The 13,244-nt window shown below is 38.4% G+C and carries 3 protein-coding genes; all 3 read right to left on the bottom strand.

Translation table 11 applies throughout. From position 1 onward, the window contains the following. Nucleotides 1-43: 43 nt before the first annotated feature. Nucleotides 44-1,222 (bottom strand): 2-isopropylmalate synthase, encoded by a 1,179-nt coding sequence (locus QI031_RS25650; RefSeq protein WP_281482407.1) that lies wholly within the window; start codon nucleotides 1,220-1,222, stop codon nucleotides 44-46. Nucleotides 1,223-1,360: 138 nt separating this feature from the next. After that, entirely contained in the window at nucleotides 1,361-5,512 is a 4,152-nt protein-coding gene (locus tag QI031_RS25645; protein WP_281482406.1) for a non-ribosomal peptide synthetase, read from the bottom strand. Then, a complete protein-coding gene (locus QI031_RS25640; protein ID WP_281482405.1) occupies nucleotides 5,509-13,191 on the bottom strand; it encodes a non-ribosomal peptide synthetase in 7,683 nt (2,560 codons plus the stop codon). The genes QI031_RS25645 and QI031_RS25640 overlap by 4 nt, the downstream gene beginning before the upstream one ends. Nucleotides 13,192-13,244: the final 53 nt, after the last annotated feature.

Below are 13,244 nucleotides of genomic sequence, written 5' to 3'. Positions count from 1 at the left end.
CTTTAAATATGATGAATTATGATTTGTAAATTTTCACAATCAATTATTCAAAGATACCATTTTTCCATAACTCTAATACTTCGTTAGCAGTAAAATAGCGTTCTTGTTCAGCAGCCAGAGATTTGATGACAGAACGCATTTTTTCGTACTGCTTTCTGGGTTGAGGATTTTGCAGTTGCTTTTCAAAGAGATATTGAAAATTACTAACTCCACTCCATTTACCAAATACAACATCTATCTTGTTGTGGGTAAAGATAGCATAGCTTTTAGGATCACGAAATAAGGAATTAACATGAATACCTGATTCGTGGCGTTGTGCTGTTTGAGAATAGGGAGGCGCGGGACGAATCCCCATTTCTTCAATGTAATTAGTCACAGCTGCGATCGCATTATAGTCGATTCCCTCAACTTCAATTCCAAAACGGACTCGTAACCCATTTAAAACTTGTTCTAGAGCTACATTTCCGGCTCGTTCCCCTAAACCACAAAATGTCCCTGATACTAACGTTGCTCCCGCCATCAGAGATTGAAGCGTATTTTCTAGACCCAATCCCATATCATTGTGGTAATGTACCCCCAATGGTACATCTGTAGTGGATTGCAGCAAATCGTTAACCCAGATATAACTCTTTTCTGGACTGAGAACCCCCACCGTATCACACAGTAGGAAATGTTCAATATAAGGACTGCATGAGCGAATACATTCAACTAAAAAGTCAAAATCAGATCTAGAAGCATCCTCCGCCGCAAAAATCACTTTGAGTCCCGCAACTTTTGTAGCATAGTGCAGATTTTCGACAATCACATCAATCGCATTTTGCCTAATTCTATTGATTACCTGAGATGGGATATCGTCATCAATAGTTTTTCCTTGTAACTCTTGCATAAAACGAATGTGAGAATCTCGTAAAAACAGCAGGCGATCGGAAACAGCATGGAAGAGAATAATCCGCTTCACTCCATAGCTTTTCGCTTGATCAATGTGCTGTTTTCCCATCATCGTCGAGGCATTAATTAAACTATCCCATCCCTCTGATATTAAGGATGTGACAAGCTCTGCTTCTTGCTCACAAACACAAGGCATAATCGCCAGTCCATCAACTCCTGTTTGAGCAATTAGATGGGCGAGTTTTCGTTTAGTTTGATAAGAAAAGAAAATGCCTACTTGTTGTTCTCCATCCCGTAGAGTTTCATCAGAAATTTTAATTGGCAGAGTTTTCATTTTTTTATACATATTTAAAAATGGGCATAGGGCATAGGGCATGGGAAGATGGATTTTTATTGTTATTCTGAAACTATTATTTTTCTGTGTCCTCTGCGTCCTCTGTGGTTTAATTTTCCATAACTTCTGCTCTTACTACTAAGACATAACCAACCGTAATTGAGAGGCTAATATTTTGACATTGGGTTCATAAAGCATTCGTCCATGATTGCCAGGAATAGATATCACTTTGACAGGGTTTTGACTGTAAGTTTGCCATCCCCAATCAGGTAAATTGTAATCAGAAATAGCTTGAAGTTCTTGCAAAACAATTTCATGTACTTCTTGAGCGCGGAATAAAATAATCGGTGCAAAAATTTGATAATGAGGCTGATAATTGGCGTAATTAAGCGTTAGCACTTTCATCACCTGCATATTGTTTTTTAATAACTCAAGACTTGAGTGTTCTGGTAGTACTTTATGTTTATATAAATATTCGGCTGCTAAATTCCAACGTGCTAAATCGTTTATTTGAGCAGCTAAATCAGCATATTTCAAACCTAAATCAACTTCCTTTAAAGCTTCGATTCTTTGGAGTAATTGCCAAATCCAGTCTAGTTCTGTTCTATTAGTTAAATGTTCCGATTGGAAAACTAATCCAGCATCAAAAATAGCTAGTAAACTAACCTTTTCGCCTTGCTGTTCTAGTTGGGAAGTCATTTCAAAAGCCACCGCACAACCTGATGAGTATCCGACGAGAATGTATGGACTTTGGGGTTGTTTTTGGCGTAATATCTCAATTAGTTGACTTGCGTGAAGTTCTACAGAGTTTGGTAGGTTGCTTAATTCATCTCTCCCTGGAGTTTCTAACCCATAAACAGGATAATCATTTCCTAAATTGTTAGCTAAATCTTGAAAATAAAACCCATGTCCGTTTGCACCAGGAATACAAAATATAGGGGTTGCATTTCCTTGAGGTTGGAGTAACAGTAAATCTGGATGGGACTGTTGTAATTCAGTATGACAAAGTTGTTCTGCTAGTTGAGCAATCGTAGGATTCTGAAATAAACTACTTAAAGAAAGTTGTTGTCTAAACTCCTGTTGAATATGATTAAGTAATTTTATCGCCAATAAAGAATGACCTCCTAAGTCAAAAAAGTTATGATGAATGCCAATTTCTGGACGTTCAAGAACAGCAGACCATAATTGTGCTAGCTTTTGTTCAATTTCATTGCGTGGTGCTGTATATAAACCTGCAATTTCAATATTAGGAGTAGGTAAGGCTTTGCGGTTAATTTTACCGTTGGGTGTTAAAGGTAACTCATCTAAGATAATGATTTGAGCAGGAATCATGTAATCGGGTAAGCAAGATTTGAGGTAATTTTTCAAGTCTCTACCTAATTCATTGGTGATTCCTGTTACGTATGCAATTAAACTTTGGTTACTCTCGGTTTTATATAAAGTAACAACAGCTTCTTTAACTGATGAATGTTGTAGTAATAAAGATTCAATTTCTGCAAGTTCAATTCTCAATCCTCTTAATTTCACTTGCTCGTCAATCCGACCCAAATATTCTAAGTTGCCATTTTTATCCCATCTGGCTAAGTCACCAGTTTTGTAAATTCGCTCTGTTTTACCGCATAAATTAATTTCAATAAATTTTTGGGCAGTTAATTCTGGACGATTCAAATAACCTCTGGCTAAACCAACTCCAGCAATACATAATTCGCCTGGTATTCCTGGGGGTAATGGTTGATTATGTGCATCTAAAATATAGATGCGAATATTAGATATTGGTTTACCAATTAGTGGTTTTTCACCATTGGGTTGACAAAGAGCTATGCTGGCACAAACTGTAGATTCTGTTGGGCCGTAGCAATTAAAAAAACGCCGTTCTTTTGCCCATTTTGTTACTAATTCTGTAGCACAAGCTTCACCACCAGTAACTAAGATTTGCCAATCAGGTAAGGTGGCTTGAGGTAAGAGAGATAATATTGAAGGAGATGAACTGAAATGGGAAATTTTGTGTTCAGTTAAAAAGTTCACCAAGTCTTGGCTTGGTAACAAGGTTTCTTTCTTAGCTAGATATAAACAAGCACCTGCACCCAGGGTAGAAGCAATTTCCCAAATAGAAGCATCAAAGCTCAAAGAAGCAAATTGCAGCACGCGACTTTGGGGTTGAATTTGCAAAAGTCGCTCAACTACCAAAGTTAGATTTAGCAGTCCTCGATGCTCAATCATTACCCCCTTGGGTTTTCCTGTAGAACCAGAGGTGTAAATGATATATGCTAAATTATCAGGTTTACTTTGGGGATTGAGATTTGTTGTTAATTCTTCAGTCAGATTTTCCTCATCTAAACAAATTATTTGAGAATTTTCTCGATTATTTAGTGGTAATTTATCTAGCAGGAAACTTTGGGTCAGCAATACCGATATCCCCGAATCTTCTAACATGAACTTAATCCGTTCTTGGGGATAATTAGGGTCAATCGGTACATAAGCTGCGCCAGCTTTCAGAATACCGAGTACACCAATAATCATTTCCAAGGAACGCTCAACGCAGATACCAATTAATGTATCTGGTTTAATTTGATGATTTTGAATTAAATAATGTGCTAACTGGTTGGCTTTTTGATTTAGTTGTTGATAAGTTAGCTGTTGAGATGCAAAAAATAAAGCAAGATTATGAGGATGTTTTTCTACTTGTTGTTCAAATAAATCAACTAAAGTTTTATCTTGCGGATATTCGGTTTGAGTTTGATTCCATTTTTGAAGTTGTAGCAGTTCGGCTGCTGTCATCAAAGGTAGAGTATAAATTGGTTGTTGCGGGTGATCAATAATTCCCTTGAGCAGAACTGCAAATTGTTCCGCCATCCGTTGGATAGTATCTTTCTCAAACAAGTCTGTAGTATATTCCCAAGTGCAATTTAAGCGGTTGTCATATTCCATCATCATTAGGGTTAAGTCAAATTTAGCGATCGCACCTTTGACTCCCAGCCATTCAATATCTAATCCTGGTAAACTCAAGTCTGGACTTTGATTATTTTCCAGGGCAAACATCACTTGAAATAATGGGTTATAACTCATGCTGCGTTCTGGTTGTAGCTTTTCTACCAGCAGTTCAAAGGGAACGTCTTGATGAGCATAAGCATCTAAACAAGAGGAGCGCGTTTGTTGTAAGAACTCGATAAAACTTTGCTCAAGATTGATTTGCTGACGCAGTACCAAAGTATTGACAAAAAAGCCAATTAATGCTTCTGTTTGGCTATGGGTGCGGTTAGCAATGGGAGAACCAATACATAAATCGTTTTGGCGACTGTAACGAGCCAGCAAAATACTAAAAGCTGCTAACAAGGTCATAAATAGACTTACACCTTGTTGTTGACTGAAATTTTTAACAGCAGCAGTTAATTCTGGCGTGAGAGAATAAATAAAGCGATCGCCTCTGTAACTTTGCTGTGCTGAACGAGGATAATCGGTAGGTAGTTCTAGTAATGGCGAAGCACCGTTCAGTTGCTGTTTCCAGTAATTAATCTGGTTTTCTAATACTTCGCCTTGTAACCAATTGCGTTGCCAAGCTGCATAATCGCTGTATTGAATGGGTAAAGGCGGAAGATTTGGAGTTTCACCTTGAGAATAAGCAGTATAAGCTTGTCTTAACTCACGCACAAATACCCCCATTGACCAGCCATCACTGATAATGTGGTGCATATTGATCAGCAATACATATTTCTGTTTCTGCAATTGCAGCAGCTTGGCTTTAAACAAAGGGCCAGTATTTAAGTCAAATGGTTCTTGAGCATAAGCATCGATTAAATTTTGGGGAATGGGTAATAGGGATTTCTCCACTACTTCTTCCCAATCCCCAGTCCCCAAAGCAACTTGCGGTTCTCCAGCAACGATGGGGAAATACATCCTCAGACTTTCGTGGCGGTTTACTAGATAAGCCAAACTAGAGCGTAGGGCATTAATATTTAAATTGCCGTTAAGTTGGAGAGCGATCGGCATATTATAAATAGCAGATGAGCCTTGGAGTTGTGCTAATAGCCAGAGGCGTTGTTGAGCAAAAGAAAGCGGCTTGAGAGAATCAGCACTTAAAAGCGGAATTTCTGCTATGGTGATAGCTTGTGTTTTAGCAGCTTTCAAAAAAGCGAGAATATCTGCTTTGTGGTTTTGAATTTCTTGCTTGAGTTCCGCAGTTAAGGCATTTTTGCTAGTACGTAGCCGTAATTTATCATCTTCAGCCCAAATTTTGCAGCCCACGTTCTGCAAACGAAGCATTAAAGAAACTACTTGCTGATTTTGTGTCATAGTTCTATTTCCTCTTCGTCTGAGTTTAAAGGTTGCATATCTGCGCTATTGGCATTAACCCAAATACAGCTATCTATATAATTTGCTAATTCGCTGAGGATAGGAGATTCAAAAACTTGGCGCAGTGGTATTTCTACATTGAAAATGTCGCGGATGCGGTAGCAAAGTTGAGTGGCTAATAAAGAATGTCCCCCCAAATTAAAAAAGTTATCTTGGCGGGAAATAGCTTCATATTTCAGCAGCTTTACCCATAGTTGAGCTAATGATTTTTCGGTTGCTGTTATCGGTAATTCAATGTCTTTATTGACAACTGCTTTATCTACATTAGGTAAGGCTTTGCGGTCTATTTTGCCATTTGGTGTGAGTGGTAATGTTTCTAAAACAATAAAATGGCTTGGAATCATATATTCAGGCAGATTTTTAGCGAGAAAATTTCGCCATTCTGCTAATAATGCTGCATCAACTTGATTGGGACGATATTGTAACGGTTGATTGGCGTAATATTGCCAAGGTTTCTGTCGGAAATTTGGGCGTTGATTAAATCTTGATATTGTTTCTTGTCCGGGGATATTTTTTTGTAAAATAACATCGTAATTAGCAAAGCTTGTAGAACTATATTCAATAAAAGCTGTATAAGGTAAATCTTGGGTTAAAGTTCGGAATGTTTCTGGTTCTATGCCTGATTTCACTTGTGATATTGCTGCTTTTAAATCTGCAACATTACTATCTATTTGCGTAATTTTATCTAACAACGCCATTTCTGAAGTAAGACGGGCATTGGGAATATTTTGAATGCTGAATACATCAGGTTGCTGAGTTGTTAAAATTTCCTTGATTTTTACCAAATTTAAATTTTGGTCTTGCCAATCTAAGTATTGTGGTTCGGTAACAGAATTATCTTTTTTATCTAAATATAAAACCACATCATAACGAAAACGGCTCATTTCCGTATGACTGTAACCTCGTTTCAATTGAATTTGTACGTGACTAATCCGAGGAAACTTTTGTTTGAGGGCGATAAAGAAATTTGGATCAATTAGCAATTCGCCTTCGGTACTGATGCTTTTTTGAATTTGTTGGCGTAAATCTTGAATTGATAATTTATCAGGAGACCGATAAAATGCAACGGCGGTGTGGAAAGCGGCTAATAATTGGAGATTACGCACATCTCCAATCAATATTTTTCCTTGATGGCTGACATTTTTAATTACCCCTGCAATTACTGATAACAGGTAATCTAAAGAAGGAAAATACTGAATTACAGAGTTTAAAATTACCAAATCATAAGCGTTAGTTTCAATATCTTCAAACTCATGAGCCGCCCTAGCTTTTAAGGTAACTTTCTCTTTGAGAGACTGCTGTTTTAAATGCTGTTTAATATATTGCAATCCACTCGATGCCAAATCTGTACCGAAATAACTTTGACATTGGGGGGCAATTTTAAATAATAACATCCCTGTACCACAGCCAATTTCCCAGACTCTTTGGGGTGCAAGTTCGAGAATTTGGTTAACAGTTGTATCCCGCCATTCTTGCATCGCTAATGAGGGAATTGGTTCTCCTGTGTAGCTATCTTTCCAACCTGCAAGATTTAGCGTTGGATCGTCGGTTGGGGTTGTTTGTTGAGAGTAGCTATTATTAAAAACTTGCTCCCACAATTCTACTTGTTCGCTTTGGCTAATAGTATCTGTGGCGATAGGGACGACATAAGCGACTAAATGTTGATTGCTTTCTTCCCGAACTAACACCACCGCTTCTTGAATTTGGGGATGCTTGAGTAAAGATGCTTCGATTTCGCCTAATTCTATGCGGAAACCTCGCAATTTGACTTGATGATCAATCCTTCCTAGATATTGCAGATTTCCATCAGGTAACCACCGTGCTAAATCGCCAGTTTGATAAATTCGCTCAGTTTTACCAAATAATTCTAATTCTCGGAATTTTTCAGCAGTTAAATCGGGACGATGCAAATAACTCTGTGCTAAACCCGCGCCAGCAATGCAGAGTTGTCCTGGTATTCCTGGGGGAAGGGGTTGATTGTAGTTATCTAAAATATAGATGCGAGTATTGGCGATCGCTTTTCCTATACTTGGTTCATTCTCAGCATTTTTGGCAACTTTGGTAAATGTCGAATAAGTTGTATCCTCAGAAGGGCCGTAGAGGTTATAAACTTCTTTGACAGATGTATTTTGATATAAAGCCTGTACCAAACTATTTTTTAATGGTTCGCCAGCTAAATTAATTACCTGTACAGTGCTGGGAATCGCATTCATATTCAGCAGTTCCGTCGCCGCACTCGGTACAGTATTAATTAAAGTTATTGGTACAGGACTTTGATTTGCTTGCTCAATGTAGAGTGCATTTTCTACTACAATGACACTACCACCTTGAGTCAAGGGAACGAAAATTTCAAAAATCGAGAGGTCGAAACAAATAGAGGTGGATGCTAAAACACCTGCAAGTTGTTCTGCGCTAAAGACTGAATGCGCCCATTTGACAAAGGCTACAGAATTAGCATGGGCGATCGCAACTCCTTTGGGTTTTCCTGTAGAACCAGAAGTATAAATTACATAAGCTAAATCATGATAATTACTGAAAATATTGGGGTTATCTATCGGCTGTTTAGTCCATGTTTGGTCATTTATAAAGACTAAGTGAGCAGTATTTGGGAGCTTTTCTAAAGGCAGTTGCTTTGTCAGCGCTTTAGTTGTTAATAATACCGCCGCATTACTATCTTCCAGCATTAAATGAATGCGTTCTGGGGGATAACTCGGATCGATTGGTACATAAGCACCACCAGCTTTGAGGATAGCTAAGATACCAATTAGCATTTCCCAGGAACGATCCATACAAATCGCCATCAATGGTTTATCAGAGAGGTTTGGAAGTTGTAATAGATGATGCGCTAGCTGATTAGCTTTTTGATTGAGTTCTTGATAACTCAGACTTTGATTTGCAAATACCACCGCAATTTTATTGGGTGTTTTTGCTGCTTGTTGTTCAAACAGCGTCACCAAAGTCTGATGCTGAGGATCATCTGCGTCTGTTTGATTCCAGATTTGCAGTTGTTGGCTTTCTGCTGGGGTGATGATGGGTAGCTGATAAATTGGCTGTTGGGGATTTTGGCTAATTGCTGTCAGCAAAACTGCAAAATGTTCCGCCATGCGCTTAATTGTTGATGCGGTAAATAAATCTGTGGCATATTCCCACATACAATGTAATTGCTCGTTTCTTTCGCACAAATCCAGCAACAAATCAAATTTGGCGAAGGGAAAGCTTTGTTCTAAGTATTGAATATCCAGCCCTGGTAAACTAACATTCACCCCCGCCCCAGATGCGTTTTGCAGCACCATCATCACTTGAAATAAGGGATTATGGCTGAGACTGCGTTGCGGTTGTAGTTGTTCTACCAAATATTCAAAGGGAATATCTTGATGAGCATAAGCATCTAAGCAAGTTTGGCGGGTTTGTTGGAGTAATTCGATAAATCCTAGCTCTGGCTTGATTTTGCTCCGCAATACTAAGGTGTTGACAAAAAAGCCAATTAACCCTTCTGTATAGCTATGGGTACGGTTAGCGATCGCAGAACCCACACATAAATCTTCTTGGCGGCTGTAACGCGATAGTAAAATATTGAAAGCAGTCAACAGAGTCATAAATAAACTTACGCCTTGTTGTTGACTAATCGCTTTTAGTTTTTGAGTCAGTTCTTTACTCAAACAATATTCTTCCCGTTCACCTTGGTAACTTTGCTGCGCTGGACGGGGATAATCGGTAGGTAACTCTAGTAACCGAGGCGCATTGCTTAGTTGTTGTTGCCAATAATTTTCTTGAGTTGCTAAAATCTCCCCTTGTAACCAATTGCGTTGCCAAGCTGCATAATCACTATATTGAATTGGTAAGGGTGATAAATTGGGAATTGATCCGACAGCAAACGCCGCATAAGCTTGTTCCCATTCCCGCTTAAATACACCCATTGACCAGCCATCACTGATAATGTGGTGCATATTCATCAGTAGGATATTTTTGCGATCGCTCAATTGTAAGAGTTTCGCTCTAAACAAAGGGCCAGTATTTAAGTCAAAGGGTTCTTGAGCATCGATATCAGCTAACCGTTTTACTGCTTCCGTTTGCGTCTTGAAATCGAGTACTTGTAAATTGACAATTTCTAGTACTTCTATACCTTCTACATCTTTAACTACAACTTGCGGTTCTCCCGCCAAAGCTGGGAAATAAGTGCGTAAAGTTGTATGACGTTGCAGCAAATAAGTTAAACTCTGCCGTAATGCTTCTACATTGAGTTCGCCATCAAGTTGAAGTGCGATCGGCATATTATAGGTAGCGGAAGTTCCTTTACCTTCAAGTTGAGCTAAAAACCAAAGTCTTGATTGGGCAAAAGATAAAGTTTTCGGCTCATTTTCTGACTGGGGTGTAATAGCAGGTAAAGCAACACTCAAAGATGCTTGATCAATTTCTCGCGCTAATTCAGATAAAATACTTTGCTCAAATACCTTGCGAACCGATAATTCTACCCCAAAACTATCACGTATCCGGGCAACTAATTGAGTGGCTAAGAGCGAATGTCCACCTAATTCAAAAAAGTTATCAAAGCGACCAACAAAAGTAATTTTTAATAAACCTTGCCATAAACTAGCTAGTAGTTCTTCTGTGGGAGTGACGGGGATTTCTAAATCTGTATAAGCAGCTGTAGTTGGTGCTGGTAATGCTTTCTTATCTAGTTTACCGTTAGCAGTTAAGGGAAACCGATTCAAAACCATAATTTGGCTAGGAATCATATAATTAGGCAGACTATTTTTTAAGTATTCCTTAACTTCAACTGCTAAATTTACAGATTTTCCAGCCTCAATAATATAAGCTATTAATCTATGATTGCTATCAGCATTATATAAAATGACTACAGCTTCTTTAACTAATGGATGTTGTAATAATAGGGATGTAATTTCACCTATTTCAATTCTAAAGCCGCGTAATTTTACCTGCTCGTCAATCCGACCTAAATATTCTAAATTGCCATCAGTACACCATTTTGCTAAATCACCAGTTCTATAAATTCGCTCAGTTTTACCGCATAAATCAATTTCAATAAATTTCTCAGCAGTAATTTCGGGACGGTTGAGATAACCTCTCGCTAAACCAACGCCCGCAATACATAATTCTCCTGGTATACCTGGGGGCAAAGGTTGATTATTTGCATCTAAAATATAGATACGAAGATTAGATATTGGTTGACCTATCGGTGGTTTTTTACCATTAGGTTGACAAAGATAAATAGCCGCATTCACAGTCGATTCTGTCGGCCCGTAGCAATTATATAAATGTTGTTCTATTCCACATTGACTAACTAATTCAGCAGTACAAGCCTCACCGCCAACAGTAATACATTGCAAATCAGTAAAACTCGCTTTTGGTAAGACAGATAAAGCTGAAGGTGATAAAAAACTGTGAGTAATTTTATGTTGAATTAAAAAGTTAACTAAGCTTTGACTAGGTAATAAAGTATCTTGATTTCCTAAATATAAACAAGCACCTGTAGATAAAGCCGTCGCAATTTCACCAATAGACAAATCAAAACTAAAAGAACCAAATTGCAGCAATCGGCTTTCAGATTTAACTTGAAATTTTTCAGCCCAAGCTAAAGCTAAATTGACAATTGCTTGATGCTCAATCATCACCCCCTTTGGCCTTCCTGTTGAACCAGAAGTGTAGATAACATACGCTAAATTATCCGGCGTAATTTTCGGAATAATATTTCTTTGTACTTTTGTTTTTATAGATGAGGCATTATCTAAATAAATAACGTGACAAGGCTTATCTAAATTATTTAAATGTAATTTATCTAATAAAAAACTTTGTGTTAATAATATTGATACCCCCGAATCTTCTAACATGAAGCGAATCCGTTCTGGGGGATAATTGGGGTCAATCGGTAGGTATGCACCACCAGCTTTTAAAATACCGAGTACACCAATAATCATTTGTAAAGAACGTTCCACAGAAATACCAATTAAGGTATCTGGGTGAATTTGGTAATTATGAATTAAATAGTCAGCTAATTGATCGGCTTTTTGATTGAGTTCTTGATAAGTTAAACTTTGAGATTCAAAAAATACAGCCTGATTATGGGGATTTTTCTGAACTTGTTCTACAAATAAATCAACTAAAGTTTTATTGTGGGGGTATGCTGTTTGAGTTTGATTCCAGATTTGTAATTTCTGACGTTCATCCTCTGTCAGCAAAGATAGAGTATTAATTGATTGCTTTGGATTATCAATAACTTGCTTCAGCAGAACTTCAAAATGTCCCGCCATGCTTTCGATAGTTTCAGCCTCAAATAAATCAGTCGCATATTCCCACTCTCCAATTAACCCTTGAGGCGTTTCGCGGAAAATCAACGATAAATCAAACAGCGTTATGGTATTTTCCCACTCAAAACGGGTGAGAGTTAAGCCAGGAATTTCTATTTTCTCTGGCGTTCCACCTTGCAAGCCAAAAGCAACTTGAAATAAAGGATGATGAGCAAGCGATCGCTCTAATCCCAATTCATCAACCAACTTCTCAAAAGGTAAATCTTGATGATCGTAAGCATCCAGGGTGACTTGCTTGACTGTTTGCAGTAATTCTGTGAAACTGGGATTATCTTGGAGGTTTATCCGCAAAGCCAAAGTATTGACAAAAAAGCCAATTAATGCTTCTATCTCCCGACGGTTGCGGTTAGCGATCGCAGAACCAACTACAATATCTTCTTGTCTACTGTAGCGCGACAATAACAGCGCAAATACCGCCAGCATTGTCATAAACAAAGTAGTTCCAGACTCCTGACTCAAACGCTTCAACTTCTGCGTTAAATCTGCATTAATTTCCAAAAACTCACTCCGCCCTTGGAAACTTTGCATTGATGGGCGTGGTTTATCTGTCGGTAACTCTAACAGTGGCGGAACATCGGCTAATTGTTTTTGCCAGTAATGAAGTTGATTTTGTAGTACCTCTCCCTGCAACCATTGCCTTTGCCAGTGAGCGAAATCGGCGTATTGTAGAGATAATGCGGGTAAAGGTGACGATTCTCCAGCACAGCAAGCCTTGTAAAGAGCGAACAATTCCCGGCGTAAGATATCCATTGACCAGCCATCACAAATAATATGATGGATAACCAACAGCAACAGATGGGATTTTTCTCCCACTTGTAACAGCTTAACTCGCAGCAAAGGCGGATTTGATAAATCAAAAGGCTGTTGTAATTGTGCGATCGCTAAATCCTGCGCCTTACTTAACTGTTCTGCTTCTGGAACTTCTCGCCAGTCTAGCACCTGGATTTGCAGTTGGGAATGAGCGTGAATCACCTGTATTAGCGACTCATCAACAACAGAGAAACTAGTCCTTAACACCTCATGACGTTGGATAATTTCTCTAATAGCTCTTTCCAAAGCACTGACATTCAGTAACCCGTCAATTCGCCAGAAAAAAGGGACATTATAAACACAATTTTCGCCCTCTAACTGGTCAATAAACCATAGTCTTTGTTGAGCAAAAGATAGAGGAAGCGCTTGTTCCCGCGATACAGGTTTGAGGAGAGGCGATTTCTGTTGCTGCTTTAATTTTTGTAGAACTAATTCTCGCTTTTCTGGAGACAGGTTTTCAAGACGCTTTAGCAAATCACTCATAATATCTATTGGAAAAAATCGGTTTTTAAATAAAGAATAAATGTATAGGAAAC

The organism is Halotia branconii CENA392, assembly GCF_029953635.1.
GTDB lineage: Bacteria > Cyanobacteriota > Cyanobacteriia > Cyanobacteriales > Nostocaceae > Halotia > Halotia branconii.
The sequence above is the reverse complement of the archived record's forward strand: the minus strand, read 5'-3'. Positions and strand labels throughout refer to the sequence as shown.